Below are 21,195 nucleotides of genomic sequence, written 5' to 3' on the forward strand. Positions count from 1 at the left end.
GCGGCGCTCATGCCGGCCGCCCCGCCGTCAGATGCGCGCCGGTTTCCCCGGCCGCCCGCATCAGGGGCTCCCAGGCCTCGGTGAGCAGGGCGAAGTCCTCGATGTCGCCGCGTGCCTCGTCGAGGAAGCGCTCGCGGCGGCCGGCGAGGAGGTCGGCGAAGTGCGCGTACCGGCCGCCGAGCCTGCGGTAGGCGGCGTCGATGCGGTCGAGGCGCCGCACGTTTCCCGCCCTGTCGAGAGCGGCGCTCTCCCGGGCGAACTCACTGATGGCCGAGGCGCGGACCTGGCCGTCACCGTCGAGCAGGGATTCGCCGGCCGCGGCCATCCGCTCGTAGATGAAGTTGAAGTAGAGCATCGAGAGGAAGAACTTCACGAAGCGCGTCTGGTACGCGATGAAGCCGGCGTCGGTCCTGCGTTCCGCGGTGTAGTAGTTGACGATGTCGCGGTTGTGCAGGACGCCGGGCAGTGCCGCGTCGTGGACCAGGTGGATGAGGAAGTAGTCGCTGCCGATGGTGTCGGTCGCGGGCGGCAGCGGCACACGTTCGTGCACGCCGTGGAAGGCGATGTTGCACATGTCCACGCGCATCGGGTCGACCAGGGTCAGCGTCGCCCGGTCACCGGTGAAGGTCTCGGAGCCCGCGCCCCGGAACGAGTCGTCGACCAGCTCCCGTTTCTGCGCCTCGGTCCAGTCGTCCGGCGCCCAGAGGCTGACCACGTCGTGGTAGACCCCGGGGTCGAGGGCGCGGATCTCGCCGATGTCGACGGAGAGCTCGCCCACGAAGGAACTGCCCACCATCGCCACCCGCTTGTGCGCGTGGCGCGGTTCGAGGGCGGTCTCGACGTCGCCGCGCGCCGCGTCGGCCGCCCTCTTGCCGAGGGACGCGAGTTCGTGGTGGACGGGGAAGACGGGCTCGCCGTCGAGGATCTGGTAGCGGCTGTCGGAGTCCCTGCGGTGCACGGACTCGCAGCCGAGCGCCGCCGCGATGAGGAACGCGCGGTTGGTGCAGGCGCCGTAGGAGACCGTCGCCGGGAGCATCAGCTCCAGCATCAGCTCGGGCTTGGCGACGTCCGCGCGGGCGATCACCCGGCTGAGGAAGGCGCGCTGCTCCGGCTCACCGAGGTGGTGGACGCTGACCCTCGGGTCCTCGGGCAGCGCGCGGACGGCCGCCGCGTGGGCGGCGAAGGTGGCCGGGTCCGAGGAGTCGAGGATCAGCAGGTGCACCTCGACGTCGAAGTGGGCGGTGGCGTACGCCGCCTCCTCGCCGATCGCCGCGATCGTCCGGGGGCAGGCCCGGTTGGTGGGGAGGGTCAGGCAGATTCTGCGCATGCGGCTTCCCCGATCGGCCGGTCGAGGTCCTTGCCGTGCCACGACTTGAGGCCGAGGAGCTTGGCGCCGAGGTCGTTCAGGGCGGCGGTGCCGTACCGCAGCGCCTCGGGCTTGTCGGCGTCGCCGAGGAGGGTGGCGTTCCACTGCGGCGTGCTGAGGTCGCTCCAGGAGTCGACCCGCGAGCGGCGCAGTTCCTCGTGCTCTTCGAGTGCGGGCATCATCGACAGGTACTGCACGGCCCGTACGCCGTTCTCCGAGGTGTTGGGGGCGACGCCGTGCGCGAGCAGGCCGTTCCAGATCAGCAGGTCGCCGGCTTCGAGCTCGGGGCGGACGACGGGCATGTCGTTCTGGTCGATCGCGGGGCGGATGGGGTCGCGGCCGTCCGGCTGGAGCGCCTTCCACCGGTCGAACCGGCGGAACAGCTCGGGGCAGCACTGGAAACCGCCGTGTTCGGGCCGGGTGTCGTCCAGGGCGATGATTCCCTGCACCCGCTGGGGCAGCACGCCGAGGGTGGTGTCCACGTCCCAGTGCAGGTTGATGTCGAACCCGCGCTCGGTCGGGGCGATCTGGGAGCGGGAGCGGTTCTTGATGTTGGGCGGGTTGAGGTTGAGCCGGTCCAGGGTGACCCAGAGCTCTTCGCAGTCCCAGACGTCGGTGAAGGCGTCGTACACCCGCTGTGTCTGCCGGCTGTCCCATATGAGCTGGTGGTGGTACGCCTCGACGAATCCGTAGATGTGCAGCTCACGGTCGAGGTCCGAGCGGAACTCGCGCTCCTCGTACCAGGTCTCCGGACGGCCTCGGTCGAGCCCCTGGAACTCCCAGGCGAAGTCGAGGAGGTTCTTGGCCGACTCGGCGGGGATCGCCTGCTTCACGACGATGTAGCCGTACGTCTGCCAGAAGGCGAAGTCCTCCTCGGACAGCACCTTCAGCGGCCGAGTCTTGGTCAGATCCCGTAGCTGGGTCTGGGCAAGGTAGGTGTCCGCGTCGGCGCTGAAGTACGGGACGTCGGAGGCGGCTCTGTGGAGGTAGCGGTCGGGCGCTGGCATGTGGTGCTCCAAGGTTCGGTTCTCGCCGGACCTCTTCGGGCCCGCCGGGGCGGCGCGTGTCCCAGCCGCCCCTCGTCGAACTTGCGTACCACCAAAATGGACTAGACCAACTGCCGCTGTCAACAATTGACTTGGGCGCCTTGTGGAGCAAAAGGACGATATGCGGCCCTAGTTGGCCCCGACCGAACCCCTCAGAGGTCTATTCCAGCGGAAGACCCACTTCCGGTGATCTGGCATCCGCGTGCATTGACGCCTCACGGCCCCCGGTTCAGGGTGTTGCGCACCTGTGGTACATCCACGCTCGCGAGGAGAGGTTCCTGTGATGCGAAGACGCGCCTTTGTCCGTGGAGTCACCGCCGCCGGTGCGGGGCTGGCCCTGCCGGTGCCCCTGGCCGGCGCCGCCACCGCCCGGCCCGCGCCGGCCGCCGCCCGGCGGTCCGCCTCCTGGCAGGAGGTGCCCGCCCCGGCCGGGCAGCCCGCCGCCCACCTCACCGCGGTGGCCGCCGCCGGGCCCGACCTCGCCTGGGCCGTGGGCGAACAGGGCCGCTACGGCGGCACGCTCGGCACCCCCATGGCCCTGAGCTGGAACGGCACCGCCTGGTCGGCCACCGACCTCTCCCACCTGACGTACACCGGCGCCCTGCGGTCGGTCGCCGTCAGCCCGTCGGGCACCGCCGCCTGGGCCCTCGGCACCGACACCGCGGGGCACGACCAGCTCCTCGCGTGGGACGGCACGACCTGGCGGGAGAGGGCGTTCCCCGGCCGCGGCGAGGCCGGGACGAAGCTGACGGCCGTCGCCGCCGGGCCCGACGGCGGCTTCTGGGTGGCGGGACGGCACAGCGACCGGGCCGGACTGCTGCGCGGCACCGGCGGGAAGTGGCGCTGGTGCAGGCCGCTGCCGGACGCGGCAGCGCCCACGCCCTACGGGGTGCGCGTCACGCCCGGCGGTGAGGTGTGGGTCTTCGGCGACGTCATCGCCCGCTGGGACGGCGCCTGGACGGTGGTGCCCCGCAACATCGGCATCCGCACGTCGGTGTCGGGGCTGCTGCCCGTCGCACACGACGACATCTGGCTGACCGGCTTCTCGTACGGGGTGGGCGGACCGCCCGGCAAACCGCCCTCGATCGTGCTCCAGCACTACGACGGCACGGAGTGGGCCTTTGTCACGGCCCCGTTCGCCGTCGGCCTGTTGAGCGGCATCACGGCTGACGCCGCGGGCCGGCCCGACCGGATCTCCGGCTGGGACTTCTGGGACCAGAAACGCGCCCACTACCTGCGGTGGGACGGTTCCGGGTGGGTCGGCGAGCGGGGCCCCGAGGCCCCGTCCGCCTACCTGCCCGAGGCGATCACCACGATCCCGGGGACGGGCGGCGGCCACTGGTCGGTCGGCACGACGTCCTTCTCGCCCCACCCGCCGGCCCAGATCCGCGTCGAGCGCCTGGGCTGAGCCTCGCGCGGTCGTGGGACGGGGCGCGTCAGGGGTGACGCGCCCGCCCACGACCGCGCCGACCGCACCGCGTCAGGCCCGGCTCACTCGTCGATCGCCGCGCCGAACGCCGCCCCCGTGGCCGGTGCCCCCAGCGTCGCCGCGCCGAAGGACCAGGCGCCCGAGGCGGTGACACCACCGGAGTCGGCCGACAGGGTCCAGACGAAGCCGTCACCGGCGTTCTCACCGGGCGCGGCAGCGAGGAGGCCGAAGCGGCCGTCGCGGTTCGGGTCCGTGAGCCGCACCTGCGCGCCCCACTTGTCACCCTTCTCGGGCACTCCCGGGATGTCCGCGGTGTCCTGGTCGAAGGACTTGGCGCCGCTCGCCGTCATCCCGTTCTGCGAACCGCGCAGCACCCACACCGCCCCCGCGTCGGCGACGGTGCCGATGTCCTCGCCGGGCGCGCCGATGGCCACGTCCGCGTAGCCGTCGCCGTTCGTGTCCGCGACGGACAGATCGGCGCCCCAGCCGTCACCGCGCTCGGCGGCACCGGGCACGCCGTCGGCGTCCTGCGTCCACCACTTGGCCTCGTCGACCAGTCCGTCGGCGGTGCCGTAGCGCACGCCGACCAGGCCGCCGGTCATCGTCTCGCCGCCGTCGTCCGGGGACGCGGGCTCGCCGGTCACGAGGTCGTCGTAGCCGTCGTTGTTGATGTCACCCGAGGCCGCGGCGGGCCCGCCCCGCAGGTCGCCCTTGTACGCGAGGCCGTCGGCGCCTCCCGCGAAGTGCATGGACCAGCCGTGCCCCGGCTCCTCGCCCACGGTCACCCCGGAGACGACGAGGTCCGCGTAGCCGTTGTCGTCGTAGTCGCCGGTGGTCAGGGACTTGGGCAGGATGTGGCGCTCCTCGGCGGCCTCGGCGAGCCGCTCGGTGGCCTGACGGCGCAGCGGGGCCTCGCCACGGGCCTGCGGTGCCGGGTCGTAGGCGAAGAGCTCCAGGTCGTCGCGGTCCAGTACGGCGAGCACGTCGCCCGGCGTCTCACCGGTGAGGTGCGCCGCGGCGAGACCCACGCCGAACTGCTCGCCCGCGGTGGGCTCCTGGGTCTGCAACCAGTCGCTCGCGGAGCCCTTGAGGCCCGCCTGCGAGCCCCAGAGGATCGCCACGCCACCGGCGTCCGCCGTGCCGTCGAGGTCCTCGCCCGGGATGCCGATGACCGCGTCGTCGTAGCCGTCGCCGTCGAGGTCGCCCGTGGCGACGGCCTTTCCGAAGCCGTCACCCGCCTCGGCGGCACCCGCCACGTCGGCCGTCGACTGACTGAAGCGGGCCACGTCGGTGGTGCCGATGCCCCTGGTGGAGCCGTACTGGACCGTGACGAGGCCGGCCCCCTTGGCCCCGCTCACCGTGGCGCCGGGGGCGCCGACCAGTACGTCCTCGTATCCGTCGCCGTTGAAGTCGCTGTTGCGGTCGTTTGCGCGCGTTCCGCCGGGGGTGCCGGCGAAAGCGGTGGGGGCGGCGGCGATCCCGGCCCCGGTCAGCAGAAGGAACGATGCCGCGGCGAGGGCGGCCGAACGGTTCTTGCGCACGAGCGGCTCCTGTGAAGGAAGGTGGCCGGGCAGGCGCGGGGGTGATGTCCGGAAAGGGCCCGTTCCTTGTCCGGCGCCCTGTTCGACACGGGATGGTGCACAAGGGTTGTACGGGAATTCATGTCCGTTTCCGGAAGACGACATGCCGGGTCGGTCCCGGCGTCACTTCCACCCGTACGCGTACGCCGTCACCCAGGTGACCTCCAGCTGCGCACTGCTGCCGGGCGCCGCTCCCGGGCCTTCGAGCGCGCTCTCGTTCTGGAGGACCCAGGAGAGCGGCTGGTCCGGCACGCCCCTCGTGTCGTGTCCCGTCTGCCGTCCGTCCACGAAGAACCGGACGTTTCCCGGCGTCCACTCGGTCGACACGGTGTGCCACTCGGTCCAGTCGTCCGCGCCCTTGAAGGAGCCCTGTTCGCCGCCTCCGCAGGGGTGGTGGAAGGCGCTGAGGGGGCCGGTCCACTCGCCCTCCGGGTGGTCCATCTCGCAGCCACCGCCGTAGTGCAGCCAGGCCGACTTGTACCCGGGGGCCTGCTTGGTCACTTTGATGCGGGCGCTGTATTTGCCGTACTTCATCTGCATGACGGAACGTGGTACGACCGCCGACGCGTGGACGGGGCCTCCGTCGGCGGGCCGCCACATCCGGATGCGCATCCGGCCGTCGCCGTCCTCCGCAGGGCCCACGCTCACGGTGTCCTCGGGGTGGTAGACACCGACGACATCGCGGTCGCGGTCGTTCGCGGTGTCGGGCCAGCCGGCCGGGTACGCCCACCAGTTGTCGCGGTAGGAACCTTCGAGCCCGGCGCAGTACGCGGCGGACGTGTCGGCGTGGTGGTCGCAGTCGCTGAACGCGCCGAGCGGCACCCGGTCACCGTCGAAGTCCTCGGCGAGGACCTGCCAGAAAGGACCGCAGTCACCGACCGGCATCGAGGTGCCCCCGGTGCGGCAGGCGTCGGCGGAGAGGGGCGCGCCGCCGGCGCTCGGGACGCACAGCAGTGCCGCGAGCAGCGCCGCACCGACTCCGCCGAACACGAGTGGTCTGCGCCCGCGCCGCCCCGTCACCGCCGCGTGTGATCCCATCGCGCTGCCTCCGCTCCACGGATGCCCCACAGGAAGGGAGCCATACTCGCGCAGCCCGCGCCGCCCCGCCACAAGGACCACCCGGTCCCTGGGCCGTCCCCCGTTCGGTCCACGCCGTCCGGCGCCGCAACCCCCTTGCAACGTGCCCTGCGGCAGGGTCCTCCCATGGACCGTCAGGAGAGCAAGGACGAGGTGCCCCGGGTCGAGCTCACCCCCGAAGCCGCCCGGCTCGTGCGCCGGTTGCGGGAGCTTCATGGACCGCTGATGTTCCATCAGTCCGGCGGCTGCTGCGACGGCAGCGCGCCCATGTGCTTCCCGGAGGGCGAGTTCCGTACCGGCGAATCGGACATACGACTCGCGTCGCTTACCGTCGAGGGCGTCGCGGAGCCCGTAACGTTCTGGATGTCGAAGAGCCAGTACGCGGTGTGGAGCCACACCCGGCTGATCGTGGACGTGGTGCCAGGCCGGGGCAGCGGCTTCTCGCTGGAGGCCCCGGAGGGCGTGCGTTTCCTGATCCGTTCCCGACTCGTCGGAACATAGCCACCGCTCCCGTCTGGTGAACCACCACGCCTGCTGGGACAGTTGGGGCCCGGCCGACACCAGGGGGGACCCGTGAGACGGCAGACACACCGCGGTGGGCGGTTCAGAACGACGTTCGCCCTCATCACCACGCTCGGCACGCTGGCCGGTGCGGCTCTCACGGGAGCGGCACCGGCCAGCGGCGCTCCCGGCGATACCACCGAGGCCGCGGCCACCAGGATCGCGCCCGGCGTGACGTACCGGTACCTCGACGTACCCGGCGCGCACGGCACGGCCCGCGCGCACGTGCTCGACGTCGACCTGCGTGATCCGCGCACCAGCGTCGGGCTGCTGTATCCCGGCAAGGTCGCCGCGCGCTCGCCCGTCTCCGCGCTCGCGGACGGCTCCGGCGCGGTCGGCGGCATCAACGGCGACTTCTTCAACATCAGCGAGACCCAGCACCCGGGCGTGGAGGCCACCGGCGCGCCCGTAGGACCCGCGATCGCCGCGGGCCGCACGTTGAAGGGCGCGGTCCCCGACGGCCAGCGCTTCGGGCCCGCCATGCCTCCGGGCGTGAGCACCAAGGCCGTCATCGGGGTCGGCTACGACCGCAGGGCGCGCCTGGACGACCTCACCCTGACCGGGCAGGTGCGCACCCCGGAAGCCCGGCTTCCGCTGGGCGGGCTCAACCAGTACGCGCTGCCGGTGGGCTCCGTCGGGGCGTTCACGAGCGACTGGGGCTCCGTCTCACGGGTGCGGTCGACCTGCGGCACGGACACGAGCCGCGGCGCGCCGTGCAGCACGGACACCCATGAGGTGACGGTCCGCCGCGGGCGGGTCGTCGCCACCGCCGACACGCCGGGCGGGGGTCCCGTCGACCGCGGCACCACGGTCCTCGTCGGCCGGGAGGCGGGCGCCCAGGAGCTGCGGAAACTCTCGCCGGGCGACCCGGTGAGCGTCCGGCACCGCCTGGTGGCCGCCACGTCACAGGTCCCGTTCCGCTTCGCGCTCGGCGGCTACCCCGTGCTGCGCGACGGCACGCCGCTGCCCGGCCTCGACGGGACGACCCCGGCGGTGCGGACGGCCGCCGGGATCTCCGACAACGGCCGGCATCTGCTGCTGGTCGCGCTCGACGGCTCCCCGGAGTTCCGCAGGGGCCTCACGATCGCCGAGGTGGCCGACACCTTGCGCGGTCTCGGCGCCACCGAGGGCTTCAGTCTGGACGGCGGTGGTTCGTCCACCCTGGTGTCGGCCACGGCCACGCTGGTCGCGCGGGCGCCGGGCGCCGAGGCGGTGACCGTACGCAACAACCCGAGCGGCGGCGCCGAGCGCCCGGTGCCGAACGGGATCGGCGTGTTCTCGCGGGGGTAGCCGGACGGTCAGGGCTGGAGCGCGCTGACCATGTCGGCCGTGGCCGTGAGGCCGTCGTGGATCGTCGGCGCCATGCTGGAACCGGCCAGGTAGAAGCCGAGCAGTGCGCAGACCAGGGCGTGTGAGATCTTCAGGGCGCCGTTGCGCAGGAAGACCACCGCCAGGATGAGCAGCAACAGCACCACAGAGATCGAGACAGCCATCCAAGAACCTCCTCCGCCACGCGACACCGCGGCTCCCGGCCGTCAGTGTCGCGTAGCGGAGGGTTTGTCCGGGCCTCTGACCTGTGCTCCGAACGGGTGTTACTGCATCGGGCGTTGGTCGGCCCCGGTCATCGGGTCATCGGCCGTGCGCGTCGAGGAAGACTTCGAGCCCCGCGAGGTCATCGGTGTTGAGGTGATCGACGCCGGCGGCCAGCAGTTCGCCCCAGAGCGCGTCACGCTGGGGGCCCGGCACATCGGGCGTGGCCCAGAAGCGGACGCGCTGCCCGCGCGCGTGCGCGCCGGAGACGATGCCGCGCAGCTTGTCGCGCTCGGCCGGGGGGATCGGTCCTGCGCCCCGCCAGGTGAAGTTGAGCGACCAGTTGTCGCTGATCAACGGGATGAGGGAGGCGGGCGCCGACGTCCCGAGGTCGGCGAGCCGCCCGTCGTAGAAGGCGTGCCGCACCTTCTGGGCCGCCATCGGGCCACGTGCCGCGCGGTCGCCGGAGACCACGGCCGTGACCGCCGAGCGGCGCACCTTGCCGTGCGTGTACGAGGTGAACAGGCGCCGGTAGGGCAGCAGGTGGCGGTGGAGCTCGGCGTAGGTCGACGCGCCCTCGGTCTTGATGTCGATGAGGAGCTGGAAGGGGGTGCGGTGGTACCCCCGGTACACCGCTCCGTGGTTCGCGCGGACGCGGGCCGCGAGCGGCTTCAGGTAGAGGGATTCGAGGGTGCGGGCGGGGTCGAGGTCCACGGGGTCGTGGGCGACCAGGAGCTGTCCGTCGACGAGGTAGACATCGGCCTCGACGCTGTTGAACCGGTGGCCGAGGGCGTCGAGCAGGGGCCGGGGGTGCTCGTAGTCGTTGTGCGCGTGGGCGTGGAGGAGCGGGCGGGGCCGCGGGTGGGGCTTTCCGCGTTCGGCCGCCCGCGCGTGGGCGGGCAGAGCGATGCCGCCGGCGAGGGCGGCACCGAGGGTGGTGAGGGCTCTGCGACGGGTGGTGAGGGCCATGTCTGTCTGCCTCCCGGGACTAGGGGTGGGCGCGGGCACGGAGTGCGTCGCGCGGGTGCGTGGCACCGCGGGGTGCGGCGGTGGGGGGAGCCTCAGAGAGTATGGGGCTCGCCGGCTTTACGGCAGGTGACGAACGCCCCAACCACACACTTCAACTCCTCGCGCGCTCACGCGAGTCGGTCTGCCGGACGGGCCGGGGCCGCAGCTTGCGCTCGGCCCACCGCGGCCCACCGCGGCCCGCCTCAGGCCGTGAGGTCGTCCCAGTGCGTGGTCCTGTCGCACCAGCGTTCCAGGAGCACCCGGTCGTGGCCCACCGCGAGGAGGCCCGCGCCGCGCTCCCTGCGGTACTCCTCCACCACGTGGACCAGGGCCGCCGTGGTCGAGGCGTCGAGCATGGCCGTCATCTCGTCGCAGATGAGCCAGCGGGGGCGCAGGACCAGGGCGCGCGCCAGGCAGGCACGTTGGAGCTGGCCGTCGCTGACCTCGTGGGGGCGGCGGCCGAGGAGGTCCTTGCCCAGGCCGACGCGGGCGGCGAGTACGGGGACCTCGGCCGCGGCCTCGGAGCCGCGGCCCACCGCGCGCAGCGGTTCCGCGATGAGGTCGGTGAGGGTCAGGCGGGGGTCGGCCGAGAGCCTCGGCTGCTGGAAGACGACGCCGAAGGCGGTGCGCTGCTCGCGCGGTGCCCGGTGGCGCCAGCCGCGCGCGGCCTCGCCGTCGATGACGACCTGCCCGGCGTCGGGGCGGTGCAGCAGCGCCGCCACGCGGGCCAGGGTGGACTTGCCGCACCCGCTGGGGCCCAGGAGCCCGACGGACGCCCCGGGAGCGATCGTGAGGTCCACGGCCCGCATGACGGGGGCCCGGCGGTCGTACCCGGCGGTGATGGAGCGCAGTTCAAGCACGGTGTGCCTCCAGCACTTCCACGTGGGGGTGGTGGCAGGCGGTGCCCGCCACGAGGCCGGGCAGGGCGGAGCAGGCCTCGTCGGCGCGGTCGCAGCGCGCGGCGAACGCGCAGCCCGCGGGGAGCGCGGTCAGCTCGGGCGGCATGCCGGGGACCGGCGTGAACTCCCGCTCCGGCAGGGCGTTCAGGAGCCCTCGGGCGTACGGGTGCCGGGGTCCCGGCTCGCCGAAGAAGGTCTCCGCTGGCGCCAGTTCCACGACGCGGCTCGCGTACATCACGGCCACGCGGTCGGCGATCCGCTCCGCCGCGGCCAGGTCGTGGGTGATCAGGAGCAGCGCGCGGTCGTCGCCGACGTGCCGGCGCAGCTCGTCGACCGTGCGGTCCACGAGGTCGCGGTCGAGTCCGGTGGTGGGTTCGTCGGCGAGCAGCAGCGGCGCGTCGCCGATGAGGGCGAGCGCGGTGGCGGCGCGCTGGGCGAGGCCGCCGGAGAGTTCGTGGGGGTAGCGGTCGAGGTGTCCTGCGGGGAACGCGGCCCGTTCGGCGGCGTCCTCGGCGGCGGCCCGCAGCCCCGGCTTCCGTACGCCCACGAGCTCCCGGAGGCTCTCCTCCAGCTGGGAGCGGACGGTCCGCACCGGGGTCAGGTGCGCGGCCGGGCTCTGCGGCACGAGGCCGACGCGCCGTCCCCGTACGGAGCGGGCGAGGGTGCGCTCGTCGGCGGTCAGGAGGTCCAGGCCGCCGAGGTGCGCGGACCCGGCGGTCTCCGCGTTCTCCGGGAGCAGGCCGAGCAGCGCGGAGGCGAGGACCGACTTGCCGCAGCCGCTCTCGCCGACCAGGGCGAGGCACTCCCCCGCCGCGAGGTCGAAGGTGGCGTCGGTGACGGCGGAGACATGGCTGCCGCCGCGCATGCGGAATCGTACGGAGAGGCCCTGTACGGACAGGACGGGCGGCTTCACAGCATCAGCTCCGATCGGCGCCGGGGGTTGATCCGCTCCCGCCAGGCGCCCGCGAGGCCCGCGATCGCCAGGGTGGGGACGATGATGAACACGCCGGGGAAGAGGGTCGGCCACCAGTCGCCCGCGAGGAGCGAGCCGCGCGCGCTCTGCACGAGCGTGCCGAGGCTCGCCTGGTGGGTGGGCAGGCCGAGGCCGAGGAAGGACAGCGCGGACTCGTGCCAGATGGCGTGCGGCACCATCAGGACGGCGGCGAGTCCGGCCTGCGGCAGGACGCCGGGCAGCAGGTGCCGCACCGCGACGCGCAGCCGTGAGGCGCCGCCGGAGATGGCGGCGTCGACGTAGGGCCGCGAGCGCAGTGACAGGACTTCGGCGCGCACGATGCGGGCGGTGGACAGCCAGTGGGTGAGCGCCACGGAGACGACGACCGGCCATACGCCGGGCCGGAACATGGCGACGATGAAGATGCCGAGCAGCAGGTGCGGCACCGAGGAGAAGACGTCCACGAGCCGCATGACGATCCGGTCCACCCAGCCTCCGGAGGCGGCGGCGAGCGCGCCCACGGTGGTGCCGATGACGGTGGCGACGACCGCCGCCACCACACCCACCAGGAGGGACACCCGCAGTCCGTAGACGCAGCGCAGCAGCAGGTCGCGGCCGACGTCGTCGGTGCCGAAGGGGTGCGCCAGGGACGGCGGTCTGAGCTTCATGCCGAGGTCGACGGCCTGCTCGTCGAGGTTGACGAGAGGCGGTACGACGAGCACGGCGAGGACGACCGCGGCGACGAGCACGGCGGAGGTCCGCACCCGCCACGCGCGCGTGGAGCGTCGCACGCCGCCCTTGGCGCGCCACACCAGGTCTGTGGTCTCAGCCATCGAAACCCACCCTCGGGTCGGCGAGGCCGTACAGGAGGTCGGCCACGAGGTTGCCGAGCAGGACCGCGGCCGTGGCGAGCGCGGTCAGCGCGGCGAGGAGCGAGAAGTCCACGGCGGTCGCGGCCTGCACGGTGGCCGCGGCGATGCCGGGCCAGCTGAAGACGGTCTCCACGAGCAGCGCCCCGGTGATCAGTTCGGGCACGCGGGAGCCGATGAGCGTGAGCACGGGCAGCATGCCGGAACGCAGGGCGTGGCCGAGGAGCACGGTGCGTTCGGCGAGGCCACGCGCGCGTGCGCCGCGCACGGGGTCGTCGCCGAGGGCGTCACCGACGCCTTGGCGTACGTAGAGGACGAACCAGGGGAGCTGCGAGATCGCGAGGACGCCCGCGGGCAGGACGAGGTGGCTGGCGACCTGCCCGGCGGTCACGGCGGAGCTGCCCGTGTCGGTCAGGCCCCCGGACGGCAGCACGCCGAGCTTCAGCGCGAACAGCCAGACGGCGAGCAGCCCGAGCCAGAACGGCGGCGCCGCTTCGAGTGTGTACGCCAGCGAGGTCACCGCGCGGTCGAGCCAGCCGCCGGGGCGGCGGGCGGCGAGGACGCCGAGGGCGGTGCCGAGGAGGATCGCGGCGAGGAAGGCGGTCGCGGCGAGGAGCACGGACCAGCCGACGCGTTCGCCGATGACGTCGGCGACGGGCTGGCGCAGCACGCTGGAGTCCCCGAGGTCACCGGTGAGGGCCGAGGTGAGCCACTCCCACCAGCGGGTGGCGAGCGGCTCGTCGACGCCGAGGTTGGCGCGGAGCTGGTCGAGGTTCTCCTGCGAGGCGGTGAGCCCCGCGGTGCCCGCGTACGCCTTGACGGGGTCGAAGGGGGAGGCGGCGGCGATGGCGAAGACGCCGAAGGTCACGACGAGCAGCACGGGCACGGCGAACAGCGCGCGCCGTGCCACGAGGCGCGCCATCGGCCCCCACGGAAGGCGGCGCCGCGCCGCCTTCCCCGGTGCCTCTGATATCACCTGTGTCACTTCTTCGGCTGCCAGTCCTCGACGTTCCACCACGGTCCTGACGCGAGGCCGTGGTCGTGCGGCTCGGTCTGGGTGGTGAGGTCGCCGAAGCGCTTGTCGACGACGTAGAGGTGGTCGATGTGCGTGAGGAAGGTGTAGCCGGGGTCCTTGGCCAGCTCGCGCTGGACGGTGTCGTAGGCGGCCTGGCGCTCGGCGTGGTCGCCGCTCCTGCGGGCGTCCTCCAGGGCCTCGTCGACCTTCTCATTGTCGTAGTGCGCCATGTTGTTGAAGCCGTCACCGGCGAGCGAGGACTTCAGCAGGGTGTACTGGTCGAAGTCGGGGTCGGCCGGGGAGCCGCCGCCCGCGAGGACCGCGTCCTTGGGCATGCGCGGCTGGATGACCTCCCAGGTGCCGGACTGGACCTCCACCTTGATGCCGATCTTCTTGGCGTCGGAGGCGTAGGCGAGGGCGTGGTCCTGGCGGAGCTTGTCGCCGGAGAGGTACCAGAGCGGGAACTCCGCCCGGACGCCGTCCTTCTCGCGGATGCCGTCCTTGCCGGGCTTCCAGCCGGCGTCGTCGAGGATCTTCTCGGCCTTGGCGGCGTCGAACCGGCGCTCGGTGCCCTTGGTGAACCAGGGGCTGTCGGTCGGGACGGGCCCGTAGGCCTCCTTGCCCGCGCCGTCCAGGATCGAGTCGACCATGGCCTTGCGGTCCACGCCGACGTCGAGGGCGCGGCGGACGGCGTTGTCGCCGGTGACCTTGTTGCCGCTGGGCAGCGTCACCACGCGGTAGTCGAAGGTCTTGGCGGTGTACGTCTTCTTGTCGCCGTCGTTCTCATACTTCTCGGCGAGGTTGGGGGGCAGGATCGCGCCGTCGAGCTCACCGGCGTCGAGCCGGGTCGCGCGGATGTCGTCGTCCTTGATGATCGCCATGGTGAAGTTCTTCACCTTGGGCGCGCCGCCCCAGTAGTCGGGGTTGGCCTTGAAGGCCAGCTTCTCGCCCTTGGACCATTTGACCAGCTCGTACGGTCCCGTACCGACCGGCTTGGTGGTGAAGGAGCCGTTGTTGACGTCCTGCTTGCCCGCGACGTGCTCGGGGGCGATGGGAAGGACGGTGCGCTCGGCGAAGGGCGCGTAGGGGTACTTGAGCTCGAAGACGACCGTGTCGTCGCCCTTCGCCTCGACGCTCTTGACGGCGTCGAGCTCGGTCTTGGAGGCGTTGTTGGTCTTCTTGTCGAGGATCGTCTCGTACGTGAAGACGACGTCCTTGGCGGAGAAGGGCTTCCCGTCGCTGAACTTGACGCCCTGGCGCAGCTTGTACGTGTAGGTCTTGCCGTCGTCGGTGACCTCGGGCAGTTCGGCGGCGAGGGCGGGCTTGAGCTTCATGTCGGCGTCGTGCGTGAGCAGGCCGTCGAAGATCTTGGAGTTGCCGTCCTTGCCGTAGCCGAGGAGCGGGCTGAGGGTGTCCGGCTCGTACGCGATGCCGACCACCGCCGAGTCCTCGGCGCCGCCCGAGCCGCCGCCGTCGCCCGGTGCCGAGCAGGCGGAGGCCGTGACCGCCATCGCGACGGCCGCCGCCGCGCCGCCCGCGGCTCGTATCGATCGGGCCCTCATGCTCCACACCCCTACTGAAGATCAACGGTTATTGCGAACTGTTCGCAATTATGCCTCACGTAAGAAGTGGGTAAAACGCGCAGCCCGCACGTGGTACGTGCGGGCTGCATGAATCCTGTGGGGCGGTCAGGGTGCCTGGATGTCCACCAGTTCCGCGAGGGCCTCGCGGTGCCGGCCCGCCGTGCCGTACGCGATCGAGTCGGCCTTGGCGCGCTTGAGGCAGAGGTGGACGGGGTGCTCCCACGTCATGCCGATGCCGCCATGGAGCTGGAGCGCCTCCTCGGCGGCCCGCACCGCGACCGGCGCCGCGTAGGCCTGGGCGACGGCTGCCGCGAGGCCCGACTCGTCACTGCCCCTCGCCAGCGCGTCCGCGGCGTTGCGGGCGGCGGCACGGGTGTTGACCACCTCCAGCCAGAGCTGCGCGAGCCGGTGCTTGAGGGCCTGGAAGGAGCCGACGGGCCGGTTGAACTGGTGCCGCTCCTTGACGTACGTGACCGTCTCGGTCAGGCACCACTCGGCGATGCCCAGTTGCTCCGAGGCGAGGAGCCCCGCCCCGGCCCGCAGCCCGAGGGCGAGTGCGGGACCCGCGTCCGGGGCCAGCGCACGCGCGCGTGCCCCGTCGAAGGTGACGGCCGCGAGCGGACGCGTCAGGTCCAGCGAGGTCGAGGGAGCGACGGTGACCCCGTCCCCCGCGGCGTCGACCGCGTAGAGCCCGTTGGCCGTGGGTACGAGGAACACGTCCGCGGCCACGGCGTCCGCCACGCCGGTGACCCGGCCGCTGAGGACGCCGTCCCGCGCCTGGACGGCGAAGCCGGTGTCCCCGGGCGCGCCGGACAGCGGCACCGCGAGCACGCCGACCGTGCGGCCCGACGCGAGCGCGCCGAGCAGTTCGCGCGCCGCCTCGCCCTCGCACGCGAGCAGCGTCTCGGTGGCCACGACCGCGCTGGTCAGGTACGGGACGGGCGCCACGGCCCGGCCCAGCTCCTCCAGGACCACGGCGGCCTCGCGGTGGGTCGCGCCCTGGCCGCCCAGCTCCTCGGGGACCAGGAGGCCCGCGAGGCCCATCCCCTCGGTGAGGGCCTTCCACAGCTCCCGGTCGTGCGGCTCGGCCGTCTCGACGCGGGCGAGCACGGCCGTGGTGTCACAGTGGTCGGAGAGCAGGTCGCGCACCGCGGAGCGCAGCGCCTCTTCCTCCTCGGAGTACAGCAGGTCGCTCATCGCGCGAGGTCCTTCCAGGCGACGTCCTTGTCGGTGCGCGGCTCCGAGGGCAGGCCCAGGACGCGCTCGGCGACGATGTTCAGCAGGACCTCGCTGGTCCCGCCCTCGATGCTGTTGCCCTTGGACCGCAGATAGCGGTACCCCGCGTCGCGACCCGTGAAGTCCACCAGCTCGGGCCGCCGCATCGTCCAGTCGTCGTACAGGAGCCCCTCTTCGCCGAGGAGTTCCACTTCCAGGCCGCTGATCTCCTGGTTGAGGCGGGCGAAGGCGAGCTTCATGCCGGAGCCCTCGGGACCGGGCTGGCCCGCGACGAGCTGCTGGCGAAGGCGTTCGCCGGTGAGCCTGGCCACCTCCGCGTCGACCCAGAGCTTCAGGAGCCGCTGGTGGAGGTCGTGGGTGCGCAGCTCGGGGCGCTCGCGCCAGGTCTTGGTGACCGGGCCGATCATGCCGCCCTCACGGGGAATGCGCATGCCTCCGATGGAGACGCGCTCGTTCATGAGGGTGGTCTGGGCGACCTTCCAGCCCTCGCCGACCTCGCCCAGGCGGTGCGCGTCGGGGATGCGCACATCGGTCAGGAACACCTCGTTGAACTCGGCCTCGCCGGTGATCTGCCGCAGGGGACGCACGTCGACGCCCGGGTCGGTCATGTCGCACACGAAGTACGTGATGCCGCGGTGCTTGGGCTGCTCCGGGTCGGTACGGGCGATGAGGATGGCCCAGCGGGCGCTGTGGGCGCTGGAGGTCCACACCTTTTGCCCGTTGACGATCCAGTCGCCGCTCGCCTCGTCACGGACCGCGCGGGTGCCGAGCGCGGCGAGGTCGGAGCCTGCGCCCGGCTCGCTGAAGAGCTGGCACCACACCTCCTCGCCGGTCCACAGCGGCCTGAGGAAGCGGCGCTTCTGGTCCTCGGTGCCGAAGCCGAGGACGGTCGGGGCGGCCATGCCGAGGCCGATGCCGATGCGCCGGGGGTCGTTGTCGGGCGCGCCCGCGGCCTCCAGTTCGGTGTCGACCACGGCCTGGAGCGAGCGCGGGGCCCCGAGCCCGCCGAGGCCCTCGGGGTAGTGCACCCAGGCGAGCCCGGCATCGAAGCGGGCCCGCAGGAAGTCGGTGCGGTCGGTGCTCGCGGGCGGGTGCGCGGCGAGGAACTCCCGCGTGAGCCCGCGCAGTTCGGTCGCGTCGGTCATGCGGCACCTCCGTGCGGAGTGACGGTCACGCGCCCGGTGGTGACGCCGTCGGCGACGCGCTGCACGGCGGCGGCAGCGCCGTCCATCGGTACGCGTTCGCTGACCAGCGGCTTGATGACGCCCTTGGCGGCCAGCTCGGTCAGCGCCTCGTGGCAGCGCGCGATCGACCCGGGGTCCTTGGTGTTGTACAGGCCCCAGTGCAGGCCCATGATCGCGTAGTTCTTCACGAGGGCGTGGTTCAGGGAGGGCGAGGGGATCGCCCCGCTCGCGAAGCCCACCACGACGATGCGGCCCTCGAAGGCCACGCACTTCGTCGACTTGGCGTAGGCGTCGCCGCCCACGGGGTCGTAGACCACGTCCGCGCCCCGGCCGCCGGTGGCCTCCTTCACGGCGCCGACGATGTCGTCCGCACGCCGGTCGATGACCAGGTCACAGCCGAGGTCGTGCGCGACCCGCGCCTTCTCGGCGCCGCCGACGACGCCGATGACCTTGGCGCCCGCCGCCTTGCCGAGCTGCACGGCGGCGCTGCCGACGCCGCCCGCCGCCGCGTGCACCAGGAGCGTCTCGCCCGCCTGGAGGCGTGCGCGACGGTGCAGGCCGAACCAGCCCGTCTGGTAGCCGATGTGCAGCGCGGCGGCCTCGGCGTCGTCCAGCGCGTCGGGCGCGGGCAGCAGCGCCCGGGAGTCCGCGACGGCGTACTCGGCGAAGCCGCCGTGGGGCAGCGCCGGGTTGGCGATCACACGCCGCCCGTCCTCGGTCTCGCCGCAGATCTCGACGCCGGGCGTGAAGGGCAGCTCCGGCCTGACCTGGTACTGGCCCCGGCAGAGCAGCGCGTCCGGGAAGTTGATGTTGGCCGCGCGGACCTTCAGGAGCACCTGCCCCTCGCCGGGCCGCGGGCGGTCCACCTCCACGAGGCGCATCACCTCGCCCGGCTCACCGTTCTCGTGCACTTGCCATGCCTGCATGCGGGGCCTCCACGGGGCTGTCGTAGACCGGGCTCCTGCGCATACTAAGCGGTCGCTTGTCGTCAGGGGAACCGTCAGTGGCCCTTCTCCTTGCGCGTGGGCCGCGCCCGTACGTGCATGCGCTCACCCTGCGGCCCGAAGAGGCTGAGGAACTCGGCTCCCCCTTCGCTCGTCGCCCCGAACCAGTGCGGCACCCGGGTGTCGAACTCCGCGGCCTCGCCGGGGCCGAGCAGCACGTCGTGATCGCCGAGGACGAGCCGCAGCTTTCCGGAGAGGACGTAGAGCCATTCGTAGCCCTCGTGGGTCTGCGGCTCCGGCGCGGGTGCCGTACGGGCGGGCTCGATCACCTTGTACGCCTGGAGCCCGCCCGGCTGGCGGGTGAGCGGCAGCATGGTGCGGCCGTGCCGGACGATCGGCTTGGCCCGCACGCGCGGGTCGCCCACGGGCGGGGCGCCCACGAGCTCGTCGAGGGGGACCTGGTGGGCGCGGGCGATGGGCAGCAGCAGTTCGAGGCTGGGCTTGCGGTGGCCCGACTCCAGGCGGGACAGGGTGCTGACGGAGATACCGGTGGCCTCGGAGAGTCCGGCGAGGGTGGCGCCGCGCTCCTTGCGGATGCGGCGCAGGCGGGGGCCGACCTCGGTGAGCACCTCGTCCATCTCCTCGGGCTCGCCCGCCGGATTCCCCACGGCCCGATCCTTCTTCTCGCTCATGCTGCCGCCATCCTTTTCGCTCATGTTCACTCGTGCTCACTCCCGCGGCCATCATGGCGCACCGCTTGCTGTTTCGGCAAAGGTACTTGTCAATTTCGCAGTATCGGCGCGATGGTCTCCGTGGAGGTGGTCACCATGACCCACAACATTTCGCAGCACGGAATCTCGCACCACGGAGAACCGGACCGGCCGGCCTATGACGTGGTGGTCGTCGGTGGCGGCGCGGCGGGCCTGAGCGCGGCGCTCGTGCTCGGCCGCTCCCGGCGCCGGGTGCTCGTCGTCGACGCGGGCGAACCGCGCAACGCGCCCGCCGCCCACATGCAGGGCTACCTGTCACGGGACGGAATGCCGCCCGCCGAATTCCTCGCCGAGGGGCGGGCGGAGCTTCAGCGGTACGGGGCGGAGGTCCTGCGGGACCGCGTGAGCGCGGTGACCCCGGACGGCAGCGGGGAGTTCGGGCTCTCCCTCGCCGAGGGCGGGGCCGTGCACGCGCGGCAGGTGGTCCTTGCCACCGGGCTCGTGGACGAGCTGCCGGACGTGCCCGGCCTCGCCGAGCGCTGGGGGCGGGACGTGCTGCACTGCCCGTACTGCCACGGCTGGGAGGTGCGGGACGAGGCCTTCGGCGTACTCGCCGCGGAGCCGTTCAACAGCCACCAGGCGCTCCTCGTCACCCAGTGGTCCAAGGACGTGACCCTCTTCCTGGACAAGGTGCGGGAGCTGCCGGACGCGGAGTGGGAGCGCCTCGCGGCCGCCGGGGTCTCGGTGGTCGAGGGCGAGGTCGCGGGCCCGGTGGTCGAGGACGACCGCCTCACCGGGGTGCGGCTCGCCGACGGGCGGGTCATTCCGCGCTCGGTGCTCTTCGTCGCCGCGAAGCCGGTGGCCCGCTCCGGTCTCCTGGACGCGCTCGGCGCGCAGACGAAGGACACCCCCTTCGGCCCCTACCCGGCGCTCGACGAGATGGGCAGGACCAGCGTCCCCGGCGTCTGGGCGGTGGGCAACGCGGCGACGCCCATGGAACAGGTGATCAACGCGGCGAGCGCGGGCTACCGGGCCGGCATCATGATCAACGCCGAACTCGTCATGACCGACGTCGAAGCGGAGGCCGCCCGCCGCAGGGCGGGGGTCTTCTCCCCGGGGACCGAGGCGGCGGCGGCTCGGGCCGTGGCGGGGGTCGAGGTGCACGGGCTTGCCGGTTAGGGCGGGGTACATGGGCCTGCCCCGGCCAGGCGGGGCAGGTGTGCCAGGGGTGCGGTGGGCTCGGCTCGGTCGGCGCCCCCTCGCGTGCGGCGCGCGGGTCCCTGTCGGCGTCGACGGCGGTGCCGAGTGGTGCCGGGCGATGCTGGGCGGTGACGGGCGGTGACGGGCGGTGCCTCGGGTCAGCGGCCGAAGACCTCGAAGCCCACCGCGGGCCGCCCGCCGAAGCGCGGCGCGAGCGCCCGCGCGTTGCCCGTGAGGAAAGTACGGCAGTACTCCTCGGGGTCTTCCTCCGTCAACGCCTCGATGTACGTGCGGTGTTCGAGGAGGGAGGCCACGGACCGGTCGAGCCCGGCCGTGGCGTCCGCCGCGTGCGTGGGCGTCGACGAACCCGCGACGGCGACCCAGCGCACACCGTCCCAGGGTTCGAGGCCCTGCTCCTCGGCCAGCTCGGGGAAGATCCAGCGGTTGCCCGCGTCCGCCGCGGCGTCGAGCGTGGCCCGGCCCACCGCCACGTGGTCGGGGGTGTTCCAAGCGACGCCGCCCCAGGTGTCACGGTAATTGAGCGTGATGACCAGCTCGGGCCGGTGTCTGCGGATCGCGGCGGCGATGTCCTTGCGCAGCGCCGTGCCGTACTCGATCACGCCGTCCCTGTGGTCCAGGAACTCCACCGTCTCGACGCCGACGACGGCTGCGCTCGCCCGCTGCTCCCGCTCGCGCAGCGGCGCGCAGGCCGCCGGGTCGAGCGTGTCGATGCCCGCTTCCCCCCGGGTCGCCAGCACGTACACGACCTCGCGCCCGCCGTCCGTCCAGCCGGCGATCGCGGCGGCGCAGCCGTACTCCAGGTCGTCGGGGTGGGCGACGACGGCCAGCGCCCGCCCCCAGTCCTCGGGCATGGGGGCGAGCTGCGCGGGCGCTGCGGCCTCGGCCGCGGTCGGTGACTCCGTCATGTCGGCAGCCTAATCGGCGGCTACGACAATCGACCGGCACTCACCGGTCCGGGCACTCACCGGTCCGGCACTCACCGGCC

The 21,195-nt window shown here is 72.8% G+C and carries 20 protein-coding genes; 4 read left to right on the forward strand and 16 right to left on the reverse strand.

What is annotated here, in order from left to right:
- Positions 1–7 precede the first annotated feature (7 nt).
- Both ACRAKF_RS05375 and ACRAKF_RS05380 read right to left on the reverse strand, forming a co-directional pair.
- Complete coding sequence (locus ACRAKF_RS05375; RefSeq protein WP_447035680.1) at positions 8–1,327, reverse strand: DUF6271 family protein; 1,320 nt, start codon at positions 1,325–1,327, stop codon at positions 8–10.
- A complete protein-coding gene (locus tag ACRAKF_RS05380; protein ID WP_447035682.1) occupies positions 1,309–2,373 on the reverse strand; it encodes a phytanoyl-CoA dioxygenase family protein in 1,065 nt (354 codons plus the stop codon). Before ACRAKF_RS05380 ends, ACRAKF_RS05375 begins: the two co-directional genes overlap by 19 nt.
- 322 nt (positions 2,374–2,695) lie before the next feature.
- Between ACRAKF_RS05380 and ACRAKF_RS05385 the strand changes: the two genes are divergently transcribed.
- A complete protein-coding gene (locus ACRAKF_RS05385; RefSeq protein WP_447035683.1) occupies positions 2,696–3,820 on the forward strand; it encodes a hypothetical protein in 1,125 nt (374 codons plus the stop codon).
- Positions 3,821–3,903: 83 nt separating this feature from the next.
- Here the strand turns inward: ACRAKF_RS05385 and ACRAKF_RS05390 are convergent, their stop codons facing one another.
- Positions 3,904–5,382, reverse strand: a complete 1,479-nt coding sequence (locus ACRAKF_RS05390; RefSeq protein WP_447035684.1) for an esterase — start codon at positions 5,380–5,382, stop codon at positions 3,904–3,906.
- A 162-nt stretch (positions 5,383–5,544) separates the two neighbouring features.
- On the reverse strand, positions 5,545–6,459 hold the full coding sequence (locus tag ACRAKF_RS05395) for a glycoside hydrolase family 16 protein (protein ID WP_447035685.1): 915 nt from the start codon (positions 6,457–6,459) through the stop codon (positions 5,545–5,547).
- 165 nt (positions 6,460–6,624) lie between these two features.
- On the opposite strand from ACRAKF_RS05395, the gene ACRAKF_RS05400 reads away from it, so the two are divergent.
- Positions 6,625–6,999 (forward strand): DUF779 domain-containing protein, encoded by a 375-nt coding sequence (locus ACRAKF_RS05400; RefSeq protein WP_447035687.1) that lies wholly within the window; start codon positions 6,625–6,627, stop codon positions 6,997–6,999.
- Between the two features lie 72 nt (positions 7,000–7,071).
- Positions 7,072–8,349 (forward strand): phosphodiester glycosidase family protein, encoded by a 1,278-nt coding sequence (locus ACRAKF_RS05405; RefSeq protein ID WP_447035689.1) that lies wholly within the window; start codon positions 7,072–7,074, stop codon positions 8,347–8,349.
- A gap of 8 nt (positions 8,350–8,357) precedes the next feature.
- Here the strand turns inward: ACRAKF_RS05405 and ACRAKF_RS05410 are convergent, their stop codons facing one another.
- The 11 genes from ACRAKF_RS05410 to ACRAKF_RS05460 all read right to left on the reverse strand — a co-directional run bounded on the left by ACRAKF_RS05410 (position 8,358) and on the right by ACRAKF_RS05460 (position 18,971).
- Positions 8,358–8,552, reverse strand: a complete 195-nt coding sequence (locus ACRAKF_RS05410) for a hypothetical protein (RefSeq protein ID WP_062778509.1) — start codon at positions 8,550–8,552, stop codon at positions 8,358–8,360.
- A gap of 136 nt (positions 8,553–8,688) precedes the next feature.
- A complete protein-coding gene (locus ACRAKF_RS05415; RefSeq protein WP_447035691.1) occupies positions 8,689–9,558 on the reverse strand; it encodes a phosphatidylinositol-specific phospholipase C/glycerophosphodiester phosphodiesterase family protein in 870 nt (289 codons plus the stop codon).
- Positions 9,559–9,800: 242 nt separating this feature from the next.
- Positions 9,801–10,457 carry an ABC transporter ATP-binding protein gene (locus ACRAKF_RS05420; RefSeq protein ID WP_447035693.1) on the reverse strand — a complete coding sequence of 219 codons (657 nt, stop codon included), beginning with the start codon at positions 10,455–10,457 and terminating at the stop codon, positions 9,801–9,803.
- Positions 10,450–11,361 (reverse strand): ABC transporter ATP-binding protein, encoded by a 912-nt coding sequence (locus tag ACRAKF_RS05425; RefSeq protein ID WP_447041824.1) that lies wholly within the window; start codon positions 11,359–11,361, stop codon positions 10,450–10,452. Before ACRAKF_RS05425 ends, ACRAKF_RS05420 begins: the two co-directional genes overlap by 8 nt.
- 44 nt (positions 11,362–11,405) lie before the next feature.
- The gene (locus ACRAKF_RS05430; RefSeq protein ID WP_447035695.1) at positions 11,406–12,281 is read right to left on the reverse strand and encodes an ABC transporter permease; all 876 of its coding nucleotides are present in this window, start codon (positions 12,279–12,281) and stop codon (positions 11,406–11,408) included.
- Positions 12,274–13,239, reverse strand: a complete 966-nt coding sequence (locus ACRAKF_RS05435; RefSeq protein ID WP_447041825.1) for an ABC transporter permease — start codon at positions 13,237–13,239, stop codon at positions 12,274–12,276. The genes ACRAKF_RS05430 and ACRAKF_RS05435 overlap by 8 nt, the downstream gene beginning before the upstream one ends.
- 59 nt (positions 13,240–13,298) lie before the next feature.
- Positions 13,299–14,894 carry an ABC transporter substrate-binding protein gene (locus tag ACRAKF_RS05440; RefSeq protein ID WP_447035696.1) on the reverse strand — a complete coding sequence of 532 codons (1,596 nt, stop codon included), beginning with the start codon at positions 14,892–14,894 and terminating at the stop codon, positions 13,299–13,301.
- 126 nt (positions 14,895–15,020) lie between these two features.
- Positions 15,021–16,112 (reverse strand): acyl-CoA dehydrogenase family protein, encoded by a 1,092-nt coding sequence (locus ACRAKF_RS05445; protein WP_447035698.1) that lies wholly within the window; start codon positions 16,110–16,112, stop codon positions 15,021–15,023.
- The gene (locus ACRAKF_RS05450) at positions 16,109–17,296 is read right to left on the reverse strand and encodes an acyl-CoA dehydrogenase family protein (RefSeq protein WP_447035699.1); all 1,188 of its coding nucleotides are present in this window, start codon (positions 17,294–17,296) and stop codon (positions 16,109–16,111) included. The genes ACRAKF_RS05445 and ACRAKF_RS05450 overlap by 4 nt, the downstream gene beginning before the upstream one ends.
- On the reverse strand, positions 17,293–18,261 hold the full coding sequence (locus tag ACRAKF_RS05455; RefSeq protein WP_447035700.1) for an NADPH:quinone oxidoreductase family protein: 969 nt from the start codon (positions 18,259–18,261) through the stop codon (positions 17,293–17,295). The genes ACRAKF_RS05450 and ACRAKF_RS05455 overlap by 4 nt, the downstream gene beginning before the upstream one ends.
- Before the next feature lie 74 nt (positions 18,262–18,335).
- Complete coding sequence (locus ACRAKF_RS05460; RefSeq protein WP_447035702.1) at positions 18,336–18,971, reverse strand: helix-turn-helix domain-containing protein; 636 nt, start codon at positions 18,969–18,971, stop codon at positions 18,336–18,338.
- Positions 18,972–19,106: 135 nt separating this feature from the next.
- Between ACRAKF_RS05460 and ACRAKF_RS05465 the strand changes: the two genes are divergently transcribed.
- Positions 19,107–20,168, forward strand: a complete 1,062-nt coding sequence (locus ACRAKF_RS05465; protein WP_447035703.1) for an NAD(P)/FAD-dependent oxidoreductase — start codon at positions 19,107–19,109, stop codon at positions 20,166–20,168.
- 179 nt (positions 20,169–20,347) lie between these two features.
- Here ACRAKF_RS05465 and ACRAKF_RS05470 read toward each other — a convergent pair whose 3' ends face one another.
- Positions 20,348–21,115 carry a PIG-L deacetylase family protein gene (locus tag ACRAKF_RS05470; protein ID WP_447035704.1) on the reverse strand — a complete coding sequence of 256 codons (768 nt, stop codon included), beginning with the start codon at positions 21,113–21,115 and terminating at the stop codon, positions 20,348–20,350.
- Positions 21,116–21,195: the final 80 nt, after the last annotated feature.

It is taken from the genome of Streptomyces sp. DSM 118878 (genome assembly GCF_052936595.1).